The 24707-nt window shown below is 49.7% G+C and carries 22 protein-coding genes; 3 read left to right on the top strand and 19 right to left on the bottom strand.

Going from position 1 to position 24707, the window contains the following annotated elements; genetic code table 11:
- Positions 1–287 precede the first annotated feature (287 nt).
- From H065_RS27840 to H065_RS0109120, 8 genes are all read right to left on the bottom strand, one after another.
- Entirely contained in the window at positions 288–782 is a 495-nt protein-coding gene (locus tag H065_RS27840; RefSeq protein ID WP_017812748.1) for a hypothetical protein, read from the bottom strand.
- A gap of 311 nt (positions 783–1093) precedes the next feature.
- A complete protein-coding gene (locus H065_RS0109150) occupies positions 1094–2002 on the bottom strand; it encodes an ABC transporter permease (protein ID WP_238557926.1) in 909 nt (302 codons plus the stop codon).
- Positions 2003–2360: 358 nt separating this feature from the next.
- Positions 2361–3575: a multiple monosaccharide ABC transporter permease gene (gene mmsB, locus H065_RS0109145; RefSeq protein WP_017812746.1), complete on the bottom strand. Its 1215-nt coding sequence runs from the start codon at positions 3573–3575 to the stop codon at positions 2361–2363.
- A 262-nt stretch (positions 3576–3837) separates the two neighbouring features.
- A complete protein-coding gene (gene mmsA / locus H065_RS0109140) occupies positions 3838–5373 on the bottom strand; it encodes a multiple monosaccharide ABC transporter ATP-binding protein (RefSeq protein WP_017812745.1) in 1536 nt (511 codons plus the stop codon).
- A gap of 21 nt (positions 5374–5394) precedes the next feature.
- Entirely contained in the window at positions 5395–6495 is a 1101-nt protein-coding gene (chvE, locus tag H065_RS0109135; protein ID WP_017812744.1) for a multiple monosaccharide ABC transporter substrate-binding protein, read from the bottom strand.
- Between the two features lie 301 nt (positions 6496–6796).
- The gene (locus tag H065_RS0109130) at positions 6797–7780 is read right to left on the bottom strand and encodes an aldo/keto reductase (protein WP_017812743.1); all 984 of its coding nucleotides are present in this window, start codon (positions 7778–7780) and stop codon (positions 6797–6799) included.
- Positions 7781–7932: 152 nt separating this feature from the next.
- Positions 7933–8853 (bottom strand): cysteine synthase A, encoded by a 921-nt coding sequence (cysK, locus tag H065_RS0109125; RefSeq protein ID WP_017812742.1) that lies wholly within the window; start codon positions 8851–8853, stop codon positions 7933–7935.
- Entirely contained in the window at positions 8846–9253 is a 408-nt protein-coding gene (locus H065_RS0109120) for a MerR family transcriptional regulator (protein WP_017812741.1), read from the bottom strand. The genes cysK and H065_RS0109120 overlap by 8 nt, the downstream gene beginning before the upstream one ends.
- A 204-nt stretch (positions 9254–9457) precedes the next feature.
- On the opposite strand from H065_RS0109120, the gene H065_RS0109115 reads away from it, so the two are divergent.
- Positions 9458–9865 (top strand): carboxymuconolactone decarboxylase family protein, encoded by a 408-nt coding sequence (locus tag H065_RS0109115; protein WP_017812740.1) that lies wholly within the window; start codon positions 9458–9460, stop codon positions 9863–9865.
- A gap of 79 nt (positions 9866–9944) precedes the next feature.
- On the opposite strand, the gene H065_RS0109110 is transcribed toward H065_RS0109115, so the two are convergent.
- A complete protein-coding gene (locus H065_RS0109110; RefSeq protein ID WP_017812739.1) occupies positions 9945–10160 on the bottom strand; it encodes a hypothetical protein in 216 nt (71 codons plus the stop codon).
- Between the two features lie 197 nt (positions 10161–10357).
- Between H065_RS0109110 and H065_RS0109105 the strand changes: the two genes are divergently transcribed.
- Both H065_RS0109105 and H065_RS0109100 read left to right on the top strand, forming a co-directional pair.
- Positions 10358–11560: an MFS transporter gene (locus tag H065_RS0109105; RefSeq protein ID WP_017812738.1), complete on the top strand. Its 1203-nt coding sequence runs from the start codon at positions 10358–10360 to the stop codon at positions 11558–11560.
- On the top strand, positions 11553–12209 hold the full coding sequence (locus H065_RS0109100) for a TetR/AcrR family transcriptional regulator (protein ID WP_017812737.1): 657 nt from the start codon (positions 11553–11555) through the stop codon (positions 12207–12209). The genes H065_RS0109105 and H065_RS0109100 overlap by 8 nt, the downstream gene beginning before the upstream one ends.
- Positions 12210–12547: 338 nt before the next feature.
- On the opposite strand, the gene bioB is transcribed toward H065_RS0109100, so the two are convergent.
- The 10 genes from bioB to H065_RS0109050 all read right to left on the bottom strand — a co-directional run bounded on the left by bioB (position 12548) and on the right by H065_RS0109050 (position 24529).
- Entirely contained in the window at positions 12548–13549 is a 1002-nt protein-coding gene (bioB, locus tag H065_RS0109095) for a biotin synthase BioB (protein ID WP_017812736.1), read from the bottom strand.
- A gap of 299 nt (positions 13550–13848) precedes the next feature.
- The gene (gene mnhG, locus H065_RS0109090; RefSeq protein ID WP_026136125.1) at positions 13849–14262 is read right to left on the bottom strand and encodes a monovalent cation/H(+) antiporter subunit G; all 414 of its coding nucleotides are present in this window, start codon (positions 14260–14262) and stop codon (positions 13849–13851) included.
- Positions 14216–14530, bottom strand: a complete 315-nt coding sequence (locus H065_RS0109085) for a Na(+)/H(+) antiporter subunit F1 (RefSeq protein WP_017812734.1) — start codon at positions 14528–14530, stop codon at positions 14216–14218. The genes mnhG and H065_RS0109085 overlap by 47 nt, the downstream gene beginning before the upstream one ends.
- A complete protein-coding gene (locus H065_RS0109080) occupies positions 14530–15006 on the bottom strand; it encodes a Na+/H+ antiporter subunit E (protein ID WP_017812733.1) in 477 nt (158 codons plus the stop codon). Before H065_RS0109080 ends, H065_RS0109085 begins: the two co-directional genes overlap by 1 nt.
- Positions 15007–16596, bottom strand: coding sequence for a Na+/H+ antiporter subunit D (locus tag H065_RS0109075; protein WP_017812732.1), 1590 nt, complete (start codon positions 16594–16596; stop codon positions 15007–15009).
- Complete coding sequence (locus H065_RS0109070; protein WP_017812731.1) at positions 16586–16924, bottom strand: Na(+)/H(+) antiporter subunit C; 339 nt, start codon at positions 16922–16924, stop codon at positions 16586–16588. The genes H065_RS0109075 and H065_RS0109070 overlap by 11 nt, the downstream gene beginning before the upstream one ends.
- 1 nt (position 16925) lies before the next feature.
- Entirely contained in the window at positions 16926–19856 is a 2931-nt protein-coding gene (locus tag H065_RS0109065) for a Na+/H+ antiporter subunit A (RefSeq protein ID WP_026136124.1), read from the bottom strand.
- A 374-nt stretch (positions 19857–20230) separates the two neighbouring features.
- Entirely contained in the window at positions 20231–21466 is a 1236-nt protein-coding gene (locus H065_RS0109060; RefSeq protein WP_017812729.1) for a response regulator, read from the bottom strand.
- A complete protein-coding gene (locus tag H065_RS0109055; protein ID WP_017812728.1) occupies positions 21463–23517 on the bottom strand; it encodes a cache domain-containing sensor histidine kinase in 2055 nt (684 codons plus the stop codon). Before H065_RS0109055 ends, H065_RS0109060 begins: the two co-directional genes overlap by 4 nt.
- Positions 23507–24529, bottom strand: coding sequence for a substrate-binding domain-containing protein (locus H065_RS0109050; RefSeq protein ID WP_017812727.1), 1023 nt, complete (start codon positions 24527–24529; stop codon positions 23507–23509). The genes H065_RS0109055 and H065_RS0109050 overlap by 11 nt, the downstream gene beginning before the upstream one ends.
- Positions 24530–24707: the final 178 nt, after the last annotated feature.

The following is a 24707-nucleotide window of genomic DNA, read 5'->3' as shown; positions in this document are numbered from 1 at the left end:
CTGAGGGGGAGCGCTGCGGGAAGGGATTGGGGAGCGGGCTCCTGTTAAGCCTGGATATCCTGAAATGGGGTAAAGCAGTGGATATCCAGGCTTAAATGTCGCCCTTTTCCCCAATTCCCTTCCCTCCGCTCCGTGCCTCACCCCATCCACGCCTCTCCTGCCCCCACTCGCAAAGGCTTCTGCAAGCTGTTGTTGTGGGTTGTACATTTGAAACATGTAGATGTACAGGGATTATTGGGTGATGCTATTGATGATGGAGATGGATTGGTGTTATTGATTAGTTGGTGCTACGGATTGCTGGGTTGGCTGGTTGCTGGTTGCTGGTTGCTGGTTGCTGGTTGCTGGTTGCTGGTTGCTGGTTGCTGGTTGCTGGTTGCTGGTTGCTGGTTGCTGGTTGCTGGTTGCTGGTTGCTGGTTGCTGGTTGCTGGTTGCTGGTTGCTGGTTGCTGGTTGCTGGTTGCTGGTTGCTGGTTGCTGGTTGCTGGTTGCTGGTTGCTGGTTGCTGGTTGCTGGTTGCTGGTTGCTGGTTGCTGGTTGCTGGTTGCTGGTTGCTGGTTGCTGGTTGCTGGTTGCTGGTTGCTGGTTGCTGGTTGCTGGTTGCTGGTTGCTGGTTGCTGGTTGCTGGTTGCTGGTTGCTGGTTGCTGGTTGCTGGTTGCTGGTTAATTGTGAATGGATATTGAGCTGTGTCCAGTGCTTTTTTGTTTATGGGAAGGATAGCCAGCTGTTCGGCTATGCAGCTGTAATGGCTGATGACCGCATTACTTGTATCTTTATTGCACAAATACTTTTAGTGAACTCCTGATCTCAGACTGGATTTTGATTATCGGCTCACTTTCTACGAAGCACATCCTGTCCTCCCTGCACGGAGCGAAGGAATTGGAATTTGTATTCAGCAGCGGAGCGGCCTCATTTAAGATCGGATATCCTCCGCTGCAAGCGGAATTCAGGGATATCGGATCTTAACGGAGGGCAGAAGACAAATCCAATTTCGGAGCGTCTGATCTCAGGCACAGCTTCTTTTTTCAGATTCCGGGCTTTAATTTTAATCATCGCAAGCCTAACATCTACAATTCGTTCCCACGCTGCCTACCGTTAGAACAGCGAAGTGTTGTTTAGCCGCTTGGTCACCTGATTCGCAATCAGTAGCAGAATCAGTGCAATAATGGACTTGATCAGTCCGATTGCAGTGGAATACGAGAACCGTCCGGACAGTAGACCGGTCTGGTAAACGTAAATGTCGATGACGTTGCTGGCACTCTCGTTCAGCGAGTTGCGCAGCACCAGAATCTGGTCAAAGTTGGAATTAAGTACGCCGCTGACCGCCAGAATGAACAGGATCGCGATCGTGCTCTGGATACCCGGCAGCGTGATGTACCACATTTTCTGAAAACGTCCGGCGCCGTCAATTGTGGCGGCCTCGTACATTTCCGGGGAGACGCTTGCCATGGCGGCCAGATAGATGATCGCAGACCAGCCAAGCTCTTTCCAGATATCCGAGATGATAACGATTGCCCAGAAATACTGCGGCTCTGCCAGATACGAGATCGGCTGATCGATGAGATGCAGCGCCAGCAGTACATTGTTGATCACACCTACATCTGCCAGCCATGTAGTCAAGATCCCGCCCAGGATGACCCAGGACAGGAAATGCGGCAGATACGAGATGGTCTGTACAGATTTCTTGAATCGGACCGAACGCAGTTCGTTAAGAAACAAGGCGAACAGGATCGGCAGCGGGAAGCCGATAAACAGCTTGATCAGGCTGATACCGAGGGTATTGCGGATTACATCCGGCAGGTTCTCGTCTTCCATAAAGGCACGGAAATGTTCCAGTCCGACCCACGGGGCGGCAGCAATGCTTTCGACAATATTGAACTCTTTGAAAGCAATAATAATGCCGTACATCGGAATATAGTTGAATACGAGCATCCAGACTACACCGAGCAGCGCCATAACCTGCAGATGGCGCTGGGTATACAGACGGCGGAACCATCTGCGCATTCTGCCGGATGTGGAAGTGCCTGTCTTGCGCTTTGTATCCGAGCCGGTCTTCACCTCGGTCTCCATACCACGACCTCCTTTTTTACAATTATGTAAGCGATTACATTTATAGGTTCAATTATACCCAGATGTCAGAAGAGTTATAAGGTTCCATATTTCGTTTTGGGTGTCTCATTTTTCGGGTAGCCCTAGCCAGCCGAGAAATGCAGGCTATATGATTCTAAATTTGGCGTATGCAAAAAAACACTCCGGGACAAAAGGTTCTCTGTTCATACGAACGCAACCTTTTGTCCTGGAGTGTATCTGTGCATGGTTTAATTAGGTTTTGCTATTATCGATCCATTGAGTGGACCAGGTATTAGTTGGAGCTTGTACCTTTGTTTTTGTTGTAGATATCGAAGGCTACTGCCAGCAGCAGTACCAGACCTTTGATACCTTGCTGCCAGTCGATACCGAGACCGACCAGAGACATACCATTATTCAGTACGCCCATAACCAGACCACCGATGATTGCTCCGAATACGGTTCCGATTCCGCCGGAAGCGGATGCGCCGCCGATAAAGCAGGCTGCGATAGCATCGAGCTCAAAGTTGGTACCGGCTCTTGGTGTTGCTGCATTCAGACGTGCTGCGAAGATCAGACCGGAGATCGCTGCGAGTACGCCCATATTTACGAATACCCAGAACGTTACTTTTTTCGTTTTGACACCGGACAGTCCGGCTGCCTTCTCGTTACCACCGATCGCATAGACATGACGACCCATGACGGTTTTATTCATTACAAAGGAGTAGATGATGATTAGCAGGAACAGCAGGACGAGGATCGTTGGAATCCCTGCATAACTTGCCAGTACAAAGGTAAACAGGTTGATAATCGCAACCACTGCAATCAGCTTGGCGATGAACAGTCCCTGTGAACCGGTCGCAAAGTTGTATTTGCGCTGGGAAGCACGGTTGCGCAGCTCAGTCACAATGTACAGTACGGACAGCGCAATACCGGCAATAATCGCCACAATATTCGTTGCTGCATTGGTAAAGTCAGGTACAAAGCCGGAGCTGATCTTCTGGAAGCCGTTCGGGAATGGCGAGATGGACTGTCCTTCCAGCACGACCATCGTTAGACCGCGGAACAGCAGCATCCCGGCTAGCGTAACGATAAAGGCGGGAATTCGCACGTACGCGACCCAGAATCCCTGCCATGCGCCGATCAGTCCGCCAATGACGATGGACAGGATAACCGCAAGCACCGGGTTCATTTGCCAGTTGACCATGAAGATCGCGGAGATCGCTCCGACAAAGGCAGCGATCGAACCGACCGACAGATCGATATGCCCGGTGATGATAACCAGTACCATCCCGATCGCCAGCACCAGTATGTAACTATTTTGCAGGATCAGGTTGGTGATATTGATCGGCTTGAGCAGCAGACCTCCTGTTAGAATTTCAAAAAGCAGCATAATGAATACGAGTGCAATAATCATACCGTATTGACGGATATTTCCTTTGAACAACCTGCTAAATGCATTTCCTTTGTCGTTATCGTTGCCTTTGACCGGCTTGGTTATGCTGGACATGCTGATTAGCCCCTTTCGAATGGAATAGTGGGTTTGCTCTGACCCTTCGTACTAAGTAGGCACCGCTTCGGTAAGGGATCATGCCGGCGACCTCCGGTAAAGAATGGATATTTGGAATGACCGCTTGCAGCGGTAAATATCCATTCTTTAATTCGGTCTTTGGCATCATTCCCTTACCTCCGCTACGTGCAGAAAGTTCGGGATAGAGCACATCGAACCCTTTGGTGATATGGATAGTTAATAAATAGTTGATAATTAGTCGTTATATCTTGGCTTTGTGTTTGGTCATGTAGGTCATCAGTTTTTCCTGGGTCGCTTCGGCGCGGTTTACTTCGCCGGTAATCTGACCCGCATTCATTACATAGATGCGGTCGCAGATTCCGAGAATCTCGGGCAGCTCGGAAGAGATGACCAGGATACTTTTACCTTCATCCGCCAATCGATTAATGATGGTATAGATCTCGTATTTGGCACCAACGTCGATACCGCGCGTCGGTTCATCGAGAATCAGGATGTCCGGGCCGGAGAAGATCCATTTGCCCAGTACGACTTTCTGCTGGTTACCGCCGCTCAGATTGCTGGTCTTCTGCAGGATATTCGGCGTCTTGATCTTCATCTGTCCGCGCATGTCTTCGGCTACCAGTACCTCTTCGTGTTCATTCACGACCGTGGATTTGGTTAGTTTCTCCAGACCGGTCAGCGAGATATTGCGCTTGATATCATCAAGCAGGATCAGACCGTAATTTTTGCGATCCTCGGTGACATAAGCGAATCCGTTCTTGATCGCCTGGGTCACATCATTATTGCGGATTTCCTTGCCGTCTTTGATCAGGGTGCCGCTGATATTTTTTCCGTAGGATTTGCCGAAAATACTCATCGCCAACTCTGTACGACCGGAGCCCATCAGACCAGCGATACCGACGATCTCGCCGCGCCGCAGGTTCAGATTGACATTATCGATCATTTTGCGATCGGCATGATGCTCGTGGTAGACATTCCAGTCTTTCACTTCCAGTGTCACTTCGCCGATCTTCGGCTGACGTTCCGGATAACGGTGGGTCAGATCGCGACCGACCATACCGCTGATAATGCGATCTTCGGTCACTTGATCCTTGTGCATATCGAGTGTCTCGATCGTCTGTCCATCCCGCAGAATCGTAACGGAATCAGCCACCTTGGCAATTTCATTCAGCTTGTGGGAAATGATGATGCAGGAGATTCCCTGGCTCTTGAAGCCGAGCATCAGCTCCAGCAGATTCTCGCTGTCATCTTCGTTCAATGCCGCTGTCGGTTCATCGAGGATCAGCAGCTTCACTCGTTTGGAAAAGGCTTTGGCGATCTCGACCAGCTGCTGCTTGCCGACTCCGATATTGGTGACCAGTGTGTTCGGTGATTCACTCAGACCCACTTTGTCCAGCAGTCCCTGGGTACGCTGCAGGGTCTCATTCCAGTCGATGACACCGCCTTTTTGCCGTTCATTACCGAGGAAAATATTCTCGGCGATCGACAGATACGGGATCAGCGCCAGCTCCTGATGGATAATAACAATACCCAGCTCTTCGCTATCTTTGATGCCTTTGAATTCACAGGTCTTGCCTTCAAAAACAATGTCGCCTTCATAGGTACCGTGACCATATACGCCGCTCAGTACCTTCATCAGGGTCGATTTGCCTGCGCCGTTCTCACCGCAGAGTGCATGAATCTCGCCTTTGCGTACTTTGAGATTCACGTTCTCCAGCGCTTTGACACCGGGGAAGGTTTTGGTAATGCCTTTCATCTCCAGAATGATATCGGACATGGTTGCTCTGCCCCTTTCTGTTTATTTTGCAGGTGCTTCGTCGCCGTATACTTCCTGTTCGGTGTAGTAGCCACCCTCGATAATTTCTTTTTTCACATTCGATTTATCAACAGATACCGGGTCCAGCAGATAAGCCGGTACGACCATCACATTATTGTTGTACGATTTGGTATCATTCACTTCGGCTTTTTCGCCTTTGAGAATACTGTCGACCATGCCGACGGTTTTCTCGGCCAGCTTACGTGTATCCTTGAATACGGTTTGTGTCTGTTCGCCGGATACGATCGACTTGATTGAAGCCAGCTCGGCATCCTGTCCGGTAATAACCGGCAGTGGTTTGTCGGCAGAGCCATAACCCACGCCTTTGAGTGAAGAGATAATCCCGATACTGATACCGTCATACGGTGACAGCACCGCATCCAGTTTCTCACTACCATAGTAGGCACTCAGCAGGTTATCCATCCGTGCCTGGGCAAGCGATCCATCCCAGCGGAGTGTAGCGATCTGGGCCATGGTAGTCTGCTTGCTCTGAATGACCAGCTTGCCGGAGTCTATGTAAGGCTGAAGCACTGACATGGCCCCGTTGAAGAAGAAGTAGGCGTTGTTATCATCCGGCGATCCGCCGAACAGTTCGATATTGAATGGGCCTTTGCCTTTATTCAGGCCGAGTTTCTCCTCAATATAGGAAGCCTGCAATACACCGACCTTGAAGTTATCGAATGTCGCATAGTAGCTTAAATTCGGCGTATTCATAATCAGTCGGTCATAAGAGATGACTGCTATGCCCTCGGCATGTGCTTTGCCGATGACATCGGTGAGCGTGTTGCCGTCAATCGCTGCGACGACAATAACATCGACACCCTTGGTGATCATGTTCTCAATCTGCGAAATCTGGTTCTCAACCACATCCTCCGCATATTGCAAATCTGTCTTGTATCCTTTGGCCTGGAACTGCTTGACCATATTCTCCCCGTCCGCGACCCAGCGTGCAGACGACTTGGTTGGCATCGCAATACCGATATAACCCTTGTCACTGCTGCCGCTGCCGCTTTCTGCCAGATTGCAGGCACTCAGGGTAAATACCATCAGGGTAACCAGTATCAGCATTATTCCCCGTTTCATTAGAGACGCTCCTTTCTGTCCATTACGATGAATATCATTTGGTTAAAATTGTATTGATAACGCTTTCTTTAAGCATAATAGCACTGCAGGTTGCTAGCCGTCTTTTCACTTATACGACCTTTTTTATAAAAATCCGACTTATATTGGAAAATGAGTCTATCGAGAAACATATTTGTGCCGACGCATTCGCAAAATTAGGTACGCGAGAATCAGCAGACAACAAAAAAAGCGAACTCCAAAGAGTCCGCCTGCTTTTTGTAATCATTTACGATAAATCATTGTATAGTCGTCACATCTAATCTTAATATGCTCCGCGAATATGTTCATGAATCTGTTCGTTATAGAACCTGCGCAGACGTTCATGTTCTTCCGCGCTGAACGGCTTGGCTGACAGTACGCCCAGATTGTCTTCGACCTGACGTACATTTTTGAAGCCCGGAATAACGGCGGTAATCTGCTCATGATCCAGCAGCCAGCGTAGTGCAGCGCGGGTCATATTGCCGCGTCCTTCTGCGATCCAATCGAGCTGGGAAGCCAGATCCACCCCTTTGCGGAAAGGCAGACCGGCGAATGTCTCGCCAACATTGAATGCTTCGCCATTCTGGTTGAAGTTGCGGTGGTCTTCCGCTTCAAACTGCGTATCTGCGGAGAATTTGCCGGTCAATAGTCCACTGGCGAGCGGCAGACGAACCAGCAGCCCCACTTCGCGCTCAGCGGCACGCGGCAGCAATTCGGCAATCGGTTTTTGCCGGAAAATATTGAAGATAATCTGTAGCGCCTGCACACCGGACTGCTCCAGACAGAATAATCCTTCTTCCACAGTCTCTACACTTACACCATAAGCGCGGATCTTGCCTTCCTGCTGCAGCTTATCCAGCACTTCAAATACAGCACCCTGCTGCAGAATCTCGAATGGTGCACAGTGGATCTGGTACAGGTCGATCGTCTCGCGCTCCAGTCGCTGCAGGCTGTCTTCGCACCATTTGCGTACCTGCTGCTCAGAATACGTGTGAGGATCGGAGATATCTCCCTGGCGGCAGAACTTGGTAGCGATATGAATCCGGTCTTCTTTGCCTTTGGTTGCGCGGGCAAGTAATCGCTCACTCTTCCCGTCGCCATAGACATCGGCAGTATCAAAAAAGTTCACGCCCTCATCCATTGCCTTATCCAGTGCACGCAGCGATTCGGCTTCATCGGTCTGTCCCCATGATCCTCCGATAGCCCATGTGCCAAAGCTGACTTCACTGACCTGTAGTCCTGTCTTGCCAAGCGGACGGTTATTCATATATGGTGCCTCCCTCATGATGCCTTATTATTTTCCAGCGGCAATATTGTAGCAGACAAAAGCATGTATGCGCTATCTTTATTCAACTGCTGCTCGTCTACCTGTTGATTCAGGATTCGGTCAGCTATGGATGTAGTGTCTCGTCCAGCCGGTTACAGCAGATTCATACTCAGATAGCGCTCGCCATTATCGGGTGCGATACAGAGTACTTTGTGACCGGGGCCAAGCCGTTTCGCTTCCTCCATAGCTGTCCATACGGTAGCTGCGGAAGAAGGACCGACCAGTATGCCTTCTACTGCTGCAAGCTGGCGCATGGTGGCAATGGCATCCTCATCGGCGACCTGTACAATCTCGTCGTAAATCGAAGTGTTAAGGATCGAAGGAATAAATCCCGGACTCGTACCCACGAGTTTGTGCGAGCCCGGCTGACCGCCGGACAATACCGGAGAGCCTTTGGGTTCGACGACCAGAATACGCAGGTCGGGCAGATGCTGCTTCAGTGTCTCGCCGGTTCCGGTAATCGTGCCTCCGGTTCCGGATGAAGCGACAAAGGTATCCAGTTCCCCCTCCATCTGCTCCAGAATCTCCAGCGCTGTCGTCCGGCGATGAGCATCGGCATTGGCGGGGTTATCAAACTGGCGCGGCATATAGCTGCCGGGAATCTCGGTCAGCAGCTGCTCCGCTTTGCGGATCGCACCGGGCATTTTCTCGGCAGCCGGGGTGAGTACCACCTGTGCACCGTAAGCTTTCAGAATACTGATTCGCTCTTGGGACATATTATCCGGCATCACCATGATTGCACCGTATCCTCTGGCTGCAGCATTCATTGCCAGACCGATCCCGGTATTGCCACTGGTCGGCTCGATAATCGTACTGCCGGGCTGCAGATGACCATCTCGTTCTGCCTGGACGATCAGATTCAGTGCTGCCCGATCTTTGACGCTGCCGCTCGGGTTAAAATATTCCAGTTTTACATATACGGCAGCGCTATCTGGTTCGGTCAGGCGATTCAGCCGTACAACCGGCGTATCTCCGACCAGTTCGCTGATATGATTGACGACTTTTCTATTCATAGGTGGCCCCTCCTGGATACTGCTTTGTTATTTGCTCTGCTTCGAGGTCTCGGTAGTAGTCGATTTTCTTTTCCATATGCGACAGATCCTGCTGTAGTCTGATCATCTGCTCGTGAATATGCAGACGGTGCTGCTCCAGCAGCTCCCGGCGCTGTCCGGCGGTATGATCGCCCTGGCTGCGCAGCTCGGAGAACTGCTTCATTTCGCTGATCGGCATCCCAGTCTGGCGCAGACGTATCAGGAACTCGATCCATGCGATATCGCCATCCGTGTAGTAGCGATATCCAATCGAATCCCGGCTGATGGGATGCAGTAGATCAATACGCTCATAGTATCTCAATGTATGCGTGCTAAGTCCGGTCATGGCGGCAATTTGCTGAATCGTATACGTATTTTCCATAGGGATTATTATATCATTCTATCTCTCTGCGAATACACCGGATTCCGTTATTCTCTCTACCCACCGAAAATAATCCTTGCCTTTGAGCGCGCTCTAAGCGATAAGCTGATCCTGTCGGCTGATCATCGAGACAACGATACAGACAGAATTCACGGTATGTACTCCCGGACAATGTACATGCCAAACCTAGAGGAGGAAATAACAATGGATACAATACGTTATGAAAAAGGGTGGGCACGCCTCGGTGAAATTGATGGACATGGCGGAGAACAGGTTATTCAGTCGCTACAGTCGATTGCACCGGATCTGGGCAAGTATATTATTGAATTTGCCTTTGGCGATATCTACACTCGTCCGGGGCTGGATGCCCGGCAGCGGCAGCTGATTACACTCGCTTCACTGACAACGCAGGGCGGCTGTGAACCTCAGCTGGACGTACATATTAACGCTTCGCTCAATGTGGGACTGACGCCGCTGGAGATTGTGGAAGCGATCATGCACTGTGTGCCATACACCGGATTCCCCCGTGTGCTGAACGCTGTATTTGTAGCCAAACGTATTTTTGAAGAACGAGGATTGCAGGTAGAGGGTCCGGAAAAGGAAAATCAATAAACTGCTATTCAGCAGGAAGTCTTGAGCAGACGAAGATCTGTACGAACCAATATGTATACCAAAAAGGACCAGTCGCAGACTAGTCCTTTTTGGTCATGTTCAATATAAAGTAGCCCAACTGAGTTACCAAATACAAACCAAATATAATCATTAACGTACGGGAGATGACATATCCATCCAATGCCTGGCTATATCCGGGCGGGATCAGCAGCTCACTATTAAAAATCAGATAAGCAACACAAAGGATAGGTACAACGACAAGAATGACAGCTGCTATTTTCCGATCTTCTTTCATTACTCCACCTCCTTTTTGAAAAATTGTAGTAACTTGTATCCTATCACAAGTTACTCTCTATTTTATTGATTACAATCGTATATTTTCGCTATACCTGTCAGGTAAATATCGTTTACAAATAGATCCCTGGAATCCTATAATGGTTTACATATAGTAAATAGTTACTTTGTGTAAACCTAATGATTCAGGAGGAATCTATGTCAGCATCACTCAAAACCATGCTCCCCCTCAGCATTTTGATGCTGAATCTGTTTATTGCCCTGCTGGGTCAGGGAATGGTTATTCCGATTTTGCCGGATTATCTGCGGCAGTTTGATGCAGCGGGTACGGCTGCCGGTTATATGGTAGCTGCTTTTGGCGTAGCCCAGTTTTTATTTTCTCCGATTGGCGGACGCTGGTCCGACCGGTACGGACGTAAGAAAATGATTTTGGCCGGTTTATTTTTCACCGTGATCTCGGATTATCTGTTTGCCGTGTCGCATCAGCTGCCGATTCTGTATCTGGCACGTTTTATCGGTGGCATCGGGCTTGGCATTATGGTACCTTCTGTGCTTGCGTATGTAGCGGATGTGACCACTCGCGATACCCGTGCCAAAGGGATGGGCTATATCAGTGCAGCGATGAATCTGGGTATGGTGCTCGGACCGGGAATCGGCGGAATCATCGCCCAGTATGGCATACGCATGCCCTATTACTGGGCAGCAGGATTAGGACTGGCTGCTACGCTGCTGACCCTGCTGCTGCCGGAGACGCTCAGTCTCGCCAAAAGACAGCTGGCCCGGACTGCGGAACATTCGCAGCCATCCATGATTCGCGAGCTGCTGCAGTCGTTTCATACGCCGTATTTCCGTTATTTGCTGCTGATTCTCGTGATGACTTTTGGACTGGTCAATTATGAGACGGTCTACTCACTGTATGTAGAACAGAAATATGGATTTACTTCTCAGCAGATCGCTGTATTGATTACACTCGGTGCATTGATCGGCATCATTATTCAGGTTGGACTGCTCGACAAATGTATCCGCCGGATCGGCGAGTATCGATTAATCCGCCTGTCGCTATTCATGACGGCGCTGGCACTTCTGCTTATGCTGATTCCGGTTAACTTTGCCTATCTGCTGATTGTGTCTTCACTGTTTTTTGCTTTTAATGCCCTGCTGCGTCCGACGGTAAATACGCTGCTGTCGCATGAGGCAGGCGATCAGCAGGGATTTGTCGCGGGGCTGAATACCACGTATGGCAGCATTGGCAATATTGCCGGCCCGATTCTGGCTGGTACGCTGTTTGACAGGCAGATTCATTTGCCGTATATTGTGGGTGCTTTTATTCTGCTCGCTGCGGTCGGACTGACCCGTCAGCGACGCAAATCACTCAGGAAACGAGTCGTTGAACATGAATGAATCCTGGCATCAGCAGGTCAAAAATCAGCATCGCGAAGAAATCATTACCGCCGGCAGGGAACTATTTTTGCTACGGAATTTCCCCGACGTGAATATCCGCGAAGTGTGTCAGCTCGCCGGAATCAGCCGGGTTACCTTTTACAAACATTTCAGTTCACTGGATGAGCTCGTATTCGAAGTACAGATGAGCATCATGCAGCAGATGACCGAGTATATACTGCCCGATTCCTCAGTATCCGGTTCAGGCAGACAGCAGCTGGAGGCTATTCTGTACCGATGGGTGGATTATGCCAAAAACTATCCCCGTCAGCTGCGCTTTATTACGCTGTTCGATCTGTATTACGATTCCGGCACAGCCAGCCCGGAACTAAAACAACAATACGAGCAGTTCATTAATACCGAAGGTCGTCAGGGGTTTCTGCAGTCTATTCTGGAACAAGGCATCGCCGATGGTTCCCTGTCCAGCCACCTGAACCCGGTACACAGCGGTTTCTTTATTTTCCAGACCCTGATGGGTGTACTCCAGCGAATGAGTATGACCCGCCTGCCCGACTACGGCACTACCGTCGCTTATGATGATATCGTAATGCCTGTAGTGCGAATGCTGGTCCATACTATTACAGTCAACTCTTCACATGAGGATTCCTAATCATAGCCTTCTATCTCTCATAAAGCAGCCATTTCAAAAAGCAGCTGTATGGGCGGATAAAAGGCTATTAACATTTTTCAAGCGCGAACGATAAATTAAATCGCAATCCACAAGCCCAATAGGCAAGCACATATTGCCAACATCATAATCATATCTACACACGGAACGCAAGAAAGGAAATAAGGAAACGTGGCGACCTTTAAGCCGGGAGATCTTTCCTTCCACCTACCTATTCAAGATCTCCAGGCTTAACCGGAGCCATGTTCCTTATTCCTTTCTGGAGTGGATGAAGCAAATACAGCAGGACTTGTGTTATATGGACGCATCGTATAAACACGCTATGTCAAAGCATTATGTTCGATCTCAAAACCGAGATCTTCAATCATTTGATAATCCAGCGCAGCCTCCTGTCCGGGTGTTGTCAGGTAATCCCCGACAAAGATCGAATTGGCCGCATATAATGCCAAAGGCTGGAGTGTACGCAGGTTCAGCTCACGACCGCCAGCGACACGAATCTCCTTATCCGGACAAATGAACCGCAGCAGCGATAGTACTTTCAGTGCTTTGCGGGCATTGGTACGCTGCTGATTAGCAAGCGGTGTGCCGGGAATCGGATTGAGAAAGTTAACTGGAATCGAGTCTGCATCCAGTTGATGCAGGGCATAGGCCATTTCGACAATCTGCTCGTCACTTTCCCCCATTCCGATAATCACCCCGGAGCATGGAGACATACCACTTCCCTTAACCTGCTCGATCGTGTTGACCCGCTGTTCGTACGTATGAGTGGTTGTAATAGAGGTATAATGCTCACTGCTTGTGTTCAGATTATGATTGTAACGATGCACACCCGCTTCCGCCAATCGACGGGCTTGATCTTCCTGCAGCAATCCAAGGCAGGCACAGATTTTGAGCGGCATTGTTTCCCGTATTTCCCGCACAGCTTCGACCACCTGATCCAGCTCACGGCGGGATGGACCTCTGCCGGAAGCAACAATACAATAAGTGCCTGCCTGGCGGTTCATGGCTTCCCGCGCACCTGCCAGCAGGGTCTCCTTATCCAGCAGGCTGTACTTGCTGACAGGTGCTGTAGAGACAATCGATTGCGAACAGTAGCCGCAGTCTTCCGGGCATAAGCCGCTTTTGGCATTGATAATCATATTGAGCTTGACCTTGTTGCCATAGAAATGATGGCGTACTGCATACGCTGCATGCAGCAGCGGCAACAGCTCACCATCCTCGGCAAGCAGTACATGCATCGCCTGTTCGCGGGAAATCTGTTGTTTATGTATAGCCTGTACTGCCAGTTCATTCCATGATTGAGTAGACATTTGATTGATCATACGTCACCTTCACTTTCTTATTGTTAACCTAATTTTATTTTATTGGTTAACAATCGGATTATAGCAGAACCTTTCCGTCTATTCCAACATCGTTTATTTTCGGTGATCAATTCTAGCTACTTTCAATCATGAAATTATCGAATCAAAGACTACACGCACCAGCAAAAAAAGCATGGCAGTCAGAGAAATTAATCCTTCTCTTCACTGCCATGCTTTCTTGATAATGCTTATATACTGTTGTGTTTATTAGAATTCGTTTGCCGCTTTTCATTTCTTCAGAGGTGCAAGGAAACCTATTTCTAATTCAGCGGTTCCTTCTCTGCCTTTTCGCGGTCGATCCCTTTTTTCTTGAGCGCCGGCTTCAGTTCATCCTTGGCCAGCTTCCAGAGGGGTACGCCCGTGCGGTAAGCAGCCCGGGCATTCAGATGTCCAGCCACCGGCGCAGTGATGAACACGAACACGATCCCCAGCAGAATCCGCATACTCGGATATCCATCAAAAACCCAGAAGAACAGGAACCCGCCCAGCAGTACACATAGAACGCCTAGCGTCGCACTTTTGGTCGCTGCATGTGACCGCAGATATACATCGGGGAAACGAATAATACCAAAGGCACTAAGCACGCTCAAAACAGCGCCAATCAGCACCAGTATCGCAATAACGGGTTCAGCGATCATCTGAATCGTCGATATCATCTCGGTCTTCTCGTTCATGCTCGATCACCACCCCTCTCTCAATATATTTGGCAAAAGCAACCGTACCCAGAAACGCGAGCACACCAACCAGCAGCATGACTTCAAGATAAGCCTGTGTATCCAGCATCATGGAGAGGACAGCAATAATAGCAATAATATTTACACCCACCGTATCCAGTGCAGTAATTCGGTCTGCCATGGATGGACCACGCAGGACACGGTACATACAGCCTGCGACACCCAGCGACAGGAGGATCAGCGCGATAAATAGGGATATTTGCAGCATTACCGCGTCACCTCCTTGATCGCTTTTTCAAAGGTATTGCGAATATCTTCCGACATCTTGTCTTCATCCTGAATATCAATCGCATGAATATACACCAGTTGCTGTTCTCGGGATACCTCAATCAGGATGGTACCCGGTGTGAGGGTGACCAGTGTCGATAGCAGTGTCAGTTCCCAATCAGATGTCAGATCTGTACGATGTGTAAGAATACCCGGATTGATATTCAGCCGCGGAGAGACAATGTGACGCAGAACGACGACACTCGATTTAATCAACTCCCAGAAGAACAGCAGCAGCAGCTTCCAGACAGCCCATACTTTGTGACCATAGAAATCATCCGGGAAAAATCGCTTCATGGCGAAAATAAGCAGCAGTCCGATCATATAACCAATAATAAAATTCAGCGCATCCCAGGTGGTGTGCAGAGACATCCAGACGACGGCGATAAGCAGGTTGAGTACAATTTGAAAAGCCATCTATTTACCGCCTCCCAGCACAGCCTGAATATACACAGCCGGATTCTCCAGTACCGATGCCGCCTCTGCAACATACGTATACACCCAGCCCGAACCCAGTCCAATCAGGATGACCAGTACGAACAATACCGAAGATGAAGCTACCAGCCACTTCGGACGAAACGACGACCAGCGGTAATCCAGCAGCTCATCACGATCATCCGGCAGTAGGTCGGGATGCCCCTCTTCTGCAGCCCATTCCTGATAAATGTCGTCGGATAGCTCTTTGCGTTCATCGGCCAGCGGACGGTCCTTGCCCCAGAATCCCAGCATGAAGATTCGCATAATCGAGTACAGCATCAGCAGACTGGCAGCCAGGCTGATCAGGGCCATCGCATACCATCCGCGCTCCATACCTCCCTGCACAATCAGCAGTTTGCCGGCGAATCCACTCAGCGGCGGTACACCTGCCAGAGCGAGCCCGGCTACGAACAGCATCCAGCCTGTAGCAGGAATTCGCTTGATCAGTCCGCTCATTTGTGTCAATTTGGATGTGCCCGCTGCTCCGATCATAATACCGGCCAGCAGGAACAACAGCGCTTTGAGGATCATATCATGCAGCATATAGAAAATTGCGCCTTCCATCCCTGCCGTATTGGCCGTTGCCAGACCAAATCCGATCAGTCCTACACCAGCCACGACATTATAGACCAGAATCTTGTTCACATCCCGGTAAGCTACCGCACCGATCACACCAAGGATCATCGTCGCAATACCCATCCAGCCGATCAACGTATAGAGGAATCCGGTATCATGATAGAAAATCAGGGTAAAGGTTCGCAAAATCGCATACAACCCCACCTTGGTCAGCAATCCGGCGAAAATAGCCGTAATGACCGATGGTGGTGCCGCATAGGAACCCGGCAGCCAGAAGAACAGGAACATCCCTGCTTTGAGACTGAATACAATCAGGAACAAAAAGGCAATTACGCTCAGGATGCCGGTCTGTCCCACTTCAGCTACCCGCTGGGACAGATGCGCCATATTCAGCGTACCGGTTGCTCCATACAGATAAGCCAGTGAAGCGACGAAGAAAGAAGAAGAAATAATATTGATCAAAATATATTTCAGCGTCTCCCGTAACTGCAGACGTGTACCTCCCAGTACAATCAGCGCATACGAAGAAATCAGCATGACTTCAAAACAAACAAACAGGTTGAACAAATCGCCCGTCAGGAACGATCCGTATACACCGACCAGCAAAAACTGAAAGAACGGATAGAAATGATACTTTTCCCGCTCCTCTCCGATGCTGGCAAACGCATAAAACAAACATACCGCACCGAGAATCGAAGTCGTCAGTACAAGTAGTGCAGCGAACATATCTGCAACAAATACGATTCCATAGGGAGCTGCCCAGCCGCCCATCGGCAGAATCTGAATACCGTGCATCTGCACCGTGGCTACGAGCCAAACAGCAATACCGATATTCGCCAGCACGGCAATCGCACCAATGATGCGCTGTACAGCTACATGATTTCGAGCAAAAATCTGAATTACCGCCGCTACCAGCGGAATCAGCAGCGGGAAAATCAACAGGTTATTGGCCACCTTTGCGCTTCACCTCCTCCATATCGTCTGTCTTCAGACGTATGTAGGAACGATACGCCAGTACAAAGAAAAAAGCAGTGACTCCAAAGTTGATAACAATAGAAGTCAGAATTAAAGCCTGGGGCAGCGGATCGACATACGTACCGGATTCTTCTCCCAGCAGCGGTGGGGCTCCGGTCTTTAGCCGTGACATGGTCAGCAGCAGCAGATGCACCCCATGCGTCAGAATCGATGTGCCTAGAATAATCCGCAGCAGACTGCGGGATAGAATCAGATACACGGCTACAGCGAATAGTATACCGATAGCGATAGACATCCATACTTCCATATCAGCGATCCTCTCCTATCTGTAAAATAATTGTCATCGTGACACCCAATACCGTCAGGAACACACCCAGGTCAAAAATCAGTGCCGTGGCAAGTTCGGTCTTTCCGAGGAATGGAATATCAAAATAACCAAAAGCATGACTCAGGAAAGGCGCTCCGAATACGAATGAACCTATCGCTGTCAGATAAGCCACAGACAGCCCGGCTGCCATAATATCACGATAATCCAGCGGAAGTACCCGTCTTACCGTCTCCGCATTAAATGCAAGTGCGAGCAGCACAAGTGCCGATGCTGCCATCAGACCGCCAACAAAACCGCCACCCGGATTGTTGTGTCCGGCAAAGAACAGATACAGGGCAAATGTCAGGATAATAAATACAATAACCTTGGTACTCGTCTCCAAAATGACATCATTGCTCTTGAACTGTTTCATGTTTTTGGCGACTGTGGCCGTTTCTTTACGTGTACGTCCGATCGGTACTTTGGGAGCCAGTGTTACTTTGCGGTGCAAATATAGAATACGTGCTCCTGCGTCCCTGCCCTGTAATTGAAGCTGAATCATCGAGTAGATTCCCAGCGAAGCAATACCAAGCACCGTAATTTCCAGCATCGTATCAAATCCACGGAAGTCCACGAGAATAACATTGACTACATTATCGCCGCCGCCCAGATCATGACTGTTTTTGACAAAGTAATCGGCAATACTCTCAAAGCTACTGCTGCCGCTTGCACTGAGCGAGATCAACGTTACAACCACACCTACACTGACAGCTATTATAATATTCAGCGAACGGTATTTGCGGCTGCTCACTTCACGGCGCAGTTCCGGCATATGGTAAAAGCAGAGCAAGAACAGCACAACCGATACCGTCTCGATAATCATCTGTGTCAGAGCCAGATCCGGAGCACGGAACAGGACAAAGAACAAAGTAACCAGATAGCCGACTGCACCGGTCATAATGACTGCAATCAGTCGTTGTCGGGCAAAAGGAACCGCAACCGCCGAAATAACCAGCAGAGCTATCAATACAATCTCGTAAATATTAATAGGCGCCGTATCGGGCGTCATAAGCGATAATACATCCGCTCGCCATAACGCCGCACCGAGCACAATGACCATAAATCCAAAAATATAGACCAGATAATTGCGGGCGGAGCGGTTCATATAAGCATCCGTCAGCGCGCGAGAAGCTTTCTCTCCATAACGCAGCAGACTGTCGTACATATAATTCCAGCTCAGCTTGTCCGGATATATCGCATAGATGCCTTTCCAGCGATTCAGCAACAGATACAGTACAGTTCCCAGTACGATAACACCCACCGTCATAAACAATGCCGGGGTAAATCCATGCCAGAACGAGATATGCACATCAAAATGTTCTCCTGGTGCTACCAGCGAAGGCAGTACCGACCGCATGGCCGGCTCAATAATGCTGTAGGAGAGCACATTTGGGAACAATCCGAGTACAACCACGCAGACCGCCAGGATTACCGGAGAAATCAGCATACCTGCTGGTGCTTCATGTGGCGTTATACCGAGCTTGTCTTTTTGCAGCGGTCCACGGAATGTTTTGAAGATCAGAATCATGCTGTACACAAATGTGAATACACTTCCGAGGAAAGCAAGAATCGGGAACAATATGCCCCATGTACCCAGTTCGAAGATATGCAGATGGGTCAGTTCCACCATTGCTTCCAGGAACATTTCCTTGCTTAGATACCCATTAAAAGGAGGCACTCCAGCCATCGAGAATCCGCTGATACAGGCAACGGTAAAGCTGATCGGCATCAGTGAAATCAGACCACCCAGACGGCGAATATCCCTCGTACCTGTCTCATGATCGACAATTCCGGCAACCATAAATAGTGCGCCCTTGAATGTTGCATGGTTGACCAGGTGGAATATGGCTGCCATTGTCGCTGCCGCATAGATCATCGACTCTTCGCCATATCCGTAATACACAGCTGCCGATCCTGCACCAAACAGCGACATGATCAGACCAAGCTGCGAGATCGTCGAGTAGGCCAGCAGCGCTTTGAGATCCGTCTGTTTTACTGCCAGTATCGATCCGTAACACATCGTAATGATACCGACCAGTGAAACGATCCAGAACCATTCTGCCTGACCGGCAAATACCGGACTGAAACGGGCAACCAGATAGATTCCTGCCTTCACCATCGTCGCCGAGTGCAGATAGGCACTGACCGGTGTCGGGGCTTCCATCGCATCCGGCAGCCAGATATGAAAAGGAAACTGGGCCGACTTGGTAAAGGCTCCCAGCAGGATCAGAATCATCGCCAGCAAGAACAGTGGATTCCCCTGTACATTTCCGACCATAGCAATCGTCTCGCGAATACTCCATGTACCGGTCATATGATGCAGAACAACAAATCCCGCCAGCATCGCAAAACCACCGAACACCGTAATCAGCATCGACTTGAGCGCCCCGTAACGCGAACGATCACGTTCATACCAAAAAGCAATCAACAGGAAGGACGAAATACTCGTCAATTCCCAGAAGGTATAAAGCACAATCATATTATCCGATAGCACAATTCCCAGCATTGCTCCCATAAACAGAAGCAGATACAGATAAAACCGGTGAATCGCTTCCTGCTCCGGGTTCAGATAATAGATGGAATACAGTACAACCAATGCACCAATCCCTGTAATCAGCAGGGCAAATAACAATCCCAGCCCATCCAGATAGACCGTAAAGTTAATACCAAGTGAAGGTATCCACGGTAGCGAGAATGTCTCGCTTACATCGTTGCGAACAACCGGAAGATACCGCAGGAAATTCAGAAACAGCAGCACCGGCAATATAAGTACAATCCAGCCGGTATGTATCTTTTTGGTACCTTTCCGAATGGCTGGTACCAGTGCAGCCAGCACAAATGGAGCCAAAATAGCAGCATGCAGTAAATACACTCTTGTAAGCACCCCCAAATCCATAATATATATATCAGTCTGTCGCGGCTTGTAGCTGCCGGAAACAAACATTCCTCCTGTCTGTCGACAAAACAGCAGAAGCTGCAATAGACCACCAGCTTCTACAGAACCCCGTCCTCCTATAGTACCCATAAACAGGTACCTGCGAATTACCCGGTAATTTCCATCCCTTTGTCCGAAAAAAGACAAAGAGGAGCCTGTAATGACAGGCTCCTCCGGTATTTCCAATGTATTTGATTATTAAAAGGAATGGCACTGATCCTGTCGACAAGTAGGATTCAGCTTGCGATAGGCTATAATACCTCGTCCATTATACTATACCCGCAGATAGACAGCAAGTAACAGCGCTCCATTTAGCCAGATGAAACGTCACGACGATAGCGATTAGGTGAAACGCCTATAACCTTTTTAAAGGCCGTACTGAAGTAATGCTGCGATTCATATCCCACTTCCTCCGCCACCTCCAGAATCGATCGGTCGCTTTCTTCCAGCAGCTGTACAGCCCGCTGTATCCGGGCATGCACCAGCACATGGATAAAGGACTGTCCCAGCTCCTTTTTCATAACCCGGCTAAGATAAGTAGATGATACCTGCAAAGTATCTGCCAGCTGTTCCAGCGTCAGCTCTGGATCGGCATAATGCTCCATAATATAGCTGCGTGCCCGTCGCACGAGTGGAGACAGACCGGAATGTTCCTTCCATTCACGCTTAAGCTGGCGATACGTCTCATGCAGCAGCTCTGATAGCTGTATATCTTCCAGCTCTTCTTCATTGGTAACCGGCTGTGTCCAGACCTGCACATGCAGACCGATATGATCACGAACAGCCGCGATAATACGTTCTTCCATATGGGCAGCAGGTATTTCCCAGAGGAACAGGACGATCGTGCCGGAATCTTCACGGCAGATCACGAGTGGAATATGGGACAATAGCTCGGCAGCAATATTACCGATCGCAAACAGCAGCAGCTGTTTATCCTGTTCTTTGAGCGGCGGACGTCCTTCTGCCTGTCCCGACCAGCGTATCAACGTAAGTGCCGCTGGCTGAGCTGCCGGTAACCCGAGAAATTCCTGCTGGCGCCGTATCTCCTCCTGCCGCAGACGTCCATTCAGCCATTCCAGACAGAATTGCTCGCGCAAGAGCGGAATATTGCGCTGGATCTGGTCGGTAGCCAGCTTGAGGTATTCCTCCTGCTGCTGATCGCCATTGAGCTCGGTACGGATATGATCCAGTACTTCCTGCAGATGCACCGGATCAACCGGCTTGAGGATATAATCCTTAACTCCTAGCCGAATTGCTTCCTGGGCATAACTGAACTCGTCGTGACCGGTAATAATGACAAATCGGCAGCCAGGACGTTCCTCCCGCAACCGCTTCATCAGCGAGATGCCATTCATGAATGGCATATTCATATCCACGAGCAGAATATCAATATCCTGCCGCAGTGCAATCTCCAGTGCTTCTTCGCCATCCTCCGCCTCTGCCGCCACGATCATGCCCAGACTGCTCCAGTCTACCGCATCACGTATTCCTTCACGAATAATCGTTTCGTCATCGGCAATCATTACATTCAGCAATGTACTCATCATTCTTCATCTCCCTGGCGAATTAAGGATGTTGGGAACTGCCACAGCAGCGGCTGGGTAACTTGTACGATCGTCCCGCCGCCTTTCCGATGATCCATCGTCAGTCCATAGCGAGTGCCATAGGCCAGATGGATCCGTGCCTGAATATTCAGCAGGCCATAGCTGCCTGCTGGTTCCGGTCCCTGACTCCCGATCACTTCCAGCGGATGCTCCAGCTGTCTGCGCAGCCAGATCAGACGCTCTTCGCTAATCCCGGCACCATCATCCTCAACAGTATAAATCAGTTTGTCTTCCTGCTGCTCTGCCCAGATGCGGATGGTTCCGGGACCACGCCGCGCTTTGATCCCATGGTAGATGGCATTTTCCACAAGTGGCTGAAGCAGCAGCTTGATCACATAGACATTGCGGATCGACTCGTCTACCTCCAGCCGATAATTAAGCCGGTCCCGGTAACGTGTCTCCTGAATCTGCAAATAACTCCGTACATGCTGTTCTTCTTCCGATAATGTGATAATATCACTCCCCCGGCTGAGTCCGATCCGAAACAGCTTGGATAGGGAATCGATCATGCCGGAAATATCTTCTGCGCCTTTGCGGCGGGCCATCCACTGAATCGTATCTAGTGTATTATATAGAAAATGGGGGCGGATATGCGCCTGCAGACTGCGCAGCTCCGCTTCTCTCTTCTGCTGTTCCTGCTGCTTGTTGAGCTGGATCAGATTGCGTATTTCATTAATCATCCGGTTAAAGCTGCGTCCAAGCATGCCCACTTCATCCCGGCGGCTGCTCATATAACGTGCGGTCATATCGCCTGCTTCAGCTTTTTGCATCAATGAAGACAGACGGTAGATCGGCCGGGAAATGGAGCGGGATAATCCATAGGATGCAGTTAGTCCGAACAAACAGACAAAGAACAGGAAGATCACTACATAAAAGCGTATCGTTCTTGCTTCGGCTACTGATTCGCTAAACCGGAATACGCCTACCGTCTTCCATCCCGTATAACTGGAAGTGGTATACACGAACTGCAGCTGCTGACCCTGGATCTCCTCGGTAAATACATTCTGCCGCCCCCCTGCGAGTGCAGCAGCCAGCTTCGCCGGCACCGTCTGCTCAAAGGGGCCTTCCGGTGCATAGATCTGCCGCCCACGCGAATCGGTAACCATCAGATAGCCGGTTTTGCCCAGCGTTACATCTTTGGCAGCCTGGGCGATAACCCGTAGCTTGAGATCGATCAGTACCACACCGCGGACTTCTCCGGTTTTCGGATCATTAAGCGAACGGGCGACCGAGATCACTTCACTATCCCGGTAATTGGTATGATTGGTTGCGTTGCGACCGGCAGGGTGCCCCACAATAGTGAATATACCCTGATGCTCTACCGCCTGTCGGTACCACTGTTCATGTGTGAGACTTTCCGGTGAACGGGCATACATTTCGTTACTGATATATTCTCCCCGGCTATTCACGATCAGAATCCCGGCAATCTCCGGATAGACAGTCGTGAACCCTTGCAGGAATTGGCGAATCTGATAAATAGATGTACCGGACAGCGTACCGTTGCCAGCCGTTCCGGCCAGCTCGCTGCTGCTCAGATCATTACCGGCTGCAGCGCCGGATGAGGACTGTCCGGATACCCTTTGTTGTCCTTTTGACGTCAATCGACTGTTATCATTAGACGAAGAAGAACCCGACCCGGCAGGCTGTTTGTTATCTTTTGCCAGCGTCTGGGCTTCGGTCTTGCCATTCATAAAAGAATCCACATCCGTATCAAAGCTGATCAGATAGGTAATACTCTGCATATGTTGCATGTACGTATCGATCGTCTGGTTGACCTTGCTGATCAGCTGCAGCGTATTATCGGTTACCTGATGTTCAATAATCCGGTCAGACGTCCAGTTGACCATAATGCCCAGCAGAATAGCAGGCAAAATACCCACCAGCAGGAACAGCGCAATCAGCTGATCCCGCAGTGGCAGATTCTCTGGATGCCAGCGGCGCCAATCTTGCTGCAGCCAGCTTCGCAGACGTCCGTCGGTGTTCTTATTTGGCATAATAATCCTCTACATTCTCCCGAGTCACTACGGATACTCCCGTATCCACCCGCACCGGTACCGGCGAGACGATCCCGCTCAGTGAGGGGGCAGGTACCGTCAATCCATGATGAAGATGAAACAGATACTGCAGCGACCAGTAGCCCATATTCCAGGTTCCCTGGGCAATCGTCGCTTCTATCGTTCCGGAGCGAATCATATCCAGTGTCTCCTTGTTGGTATCAAAGCTGATAATGACCGGCTTATTGGAACTGCTGGCGGTACCGGACTGCATATGCTGCTCCACTGCCGAACCGACGCCATATGCACCGGTCGCCTCAGTGATGAAGATTCCTTTTAGCTTGGGATATTGGGTAAGCAGCTTGGTCGTCAGCTGTTCGGCCAGCACAGCATCACCGTTATCATTCTCGACGGCTACAACCTTCATCTGTGGATACCGCTCCCGAATCGCTTCTTCAAATCCTCCGCTTCGGTCTTTGTGATTCTGCTGATTGCCGAGCGTAATAATCGCGACCTGTCCAGTGCCGCCAGTGCGTTCTGCCATTTGTCCGGCAGCAATATCGCCTGCATTGCGGTTATCTGTCGCCAAAAAGGAATACGACTTGCTGCCGGGGGATTCCGCGTCAAACATGACCACAGGAATACCGGCATCGACCGCCTTGTTCACTGCCTGTACGAGCAGCGGCGAATCAATAGCGGAGATAGCGATGCCGGCAGGCTTTTTGGCAATGGCCTGCTCGACAATCATCGCCTGTTCACGTGCGTCATAGCGGGTAGAACCCTGATAATCGACCGATACATCCAGCGCTTCGGCTGCATCCTCGAATCCTTTGAGTCCGCTTTTCCAGTATTCAATACCGGATTGGAAAGTGATCATGACATACTTTTCATTAATATTCCCTTTCATTCCCTGCTCATTCCAGGCAGAGGAAGTCTCCTGTGCCTGATATTGTACGATATAAATGATGAGGGCTACGACCAGCACAGCATACACCCATAACATTTTGCGCATAACGGCCTTCCCTTCGAAGCGTATTTGATTATTAGATGAGATGATAGGAACATCATCTAATATAACGCAAATCCCGATTTAAGAAAACGCTTTAATAAACGGGTAGTAATAAAAAGACAGCTTCTCCCCTTGATAGGGAAAAGCTGTCTTGTATGGTTGAACAGCCAAGCATCGCTAC

Origin of the sequence: Paenibacillus shenyangensis (genome assembly GCF_000346635.1) — a bacterium.
GTDB classification, from domain to species: domain Bacteria; phylum Bacillota; class Bacilli; order Paenibacillales; family Paenibacillaceae; genus Saccharibacillus; species Saccharibacillus dauci.
Note: the sequence above shows the minus strand (reverse complement) of the source record. Positions and strands in the feature narration are given on the sequence as shown.

Coding starts and splice junctions, on each gene's coding strand:
- H065_RS0109050 (WP_017812727.1), bottom strand. CDS start 24,529: ATGCGCAAAATGTTATGGGTGTATGCTGTGCTGGTCGTAGCCCTCATC.
- H065_RS0109055 (WP_017812728.1), bottom strand. CDS start 23,517: ATGCCAAATAAGAACACCGACGGACGTCTGCGAAGCTGGCTGCAGCAA.
- H065_RS0109060 (WP_017812729.1), bottom strand. CDS start 21,466: ATGATGAGTACATTGCTGAATGTAATGATTGCCGATGACGAAACGATT.
- cysK (WP_017812742.1), bottom strand. CDS start 8,853: ATGAATAGAAAAGTCGTCAATCATATCAGCGAACTGGTCGGAGATACG.
- mmsB (WP_017812746.1), bottom strand. CDS start 3,575: ATGTCCAGCATAACCAAGCCGGTCAAAGGCAACGATAACGACAAAGGA.
- mnhG (WP_026136125.1), bottom strand. CDS start 14,262: ATGAACGAGAAGACCGAGATGATATCGACGATTCAGATGATCGCTGAA.
- chvE (WP_017812744.1), bottom strand. CDS start 6,495: ATGAAACGGGGAATAATGCTGATACTGGTTACCCTGATGGTATTTACC.
- H065_RS0109130 (WP_017812743.1), bottom strand. CDS start 7,780: ATGAATAACCGTCCGCTTGGCAAGACAGGACTACAGGTCAGTGAAGTC.
- bioB (WP_017812736.1), bottom strand. CDS start 13,549: ATGATCAATCAAATGTCTACTCAATCATGGAATGAACTGGCAGTACAG.
- H065_RS0109100 (WP_017812737.1), top strand. CDS start 11,553: ATGAATGAATCCTGGCATCAGCAGGTCAAAAATCAGCATCGCGAAGAA.
- H065_RS0109080 (WP_017812733.1), bottom strand. CDS start 15,006: ATGGCTTTTCAAATTGTACTCAACCTGCTTATCGCCGTCGTCTGGATG.
- H065_RS0109120 (WP_017812741.1), bottom strand. CDS start 9,253: ATGGAAAATACGTATACGATTCAGCAAATTGCCGCCATGACCGGACTT.
- H065_RS0109105 (WP_017812738.1), top strand. CDS start 10,358: ATGTCAGCATCACTCAAAACCATGCTCCCCCTCAGCATTTTGATGCTG.
- H065_RS0109150 (WP_238557926.1), bottom strand. CDS start 2,002: ATGCGCAGATGGTTCCGCCGTCTGTATACCCAGCGCCATCTGCAGGTT.
- H065_RS0109115 (WP_017812740.1), top strand. CDS start 9,458: ATGGATACAATACGTTATGAAAAAGGGTGGGCACGCCTCGGTGAAATT.
- H065_RS0109085 (WP_017812734.1), bottom strand. CDS start 14,530: ATGCTGCAAATATCCCTATTTATCGCGCTGATCCTCCTGTCGCTGGGT.
- mmsA (WP_017812745.1), bottom strand. CDS start 5,373: ATGTCCGATATCATTCTGGAGATGAAAGGCATTACCAAAACCTTCCCC.
- H065_RS0109110 (WP_017812739.1), bottom strand. CDS start 10,160: ATGAAAGAAGATCGGAAAATAGCAGCTGTCATTCTTGTCGTTGTACCT.
- H065_RS0109070 (WP_017812731.1), bottom strand. CDS start 16,924: ATGGAAGTATGGATGTCTATCGCTATCGGTATACTATTCGCTGTAGCC.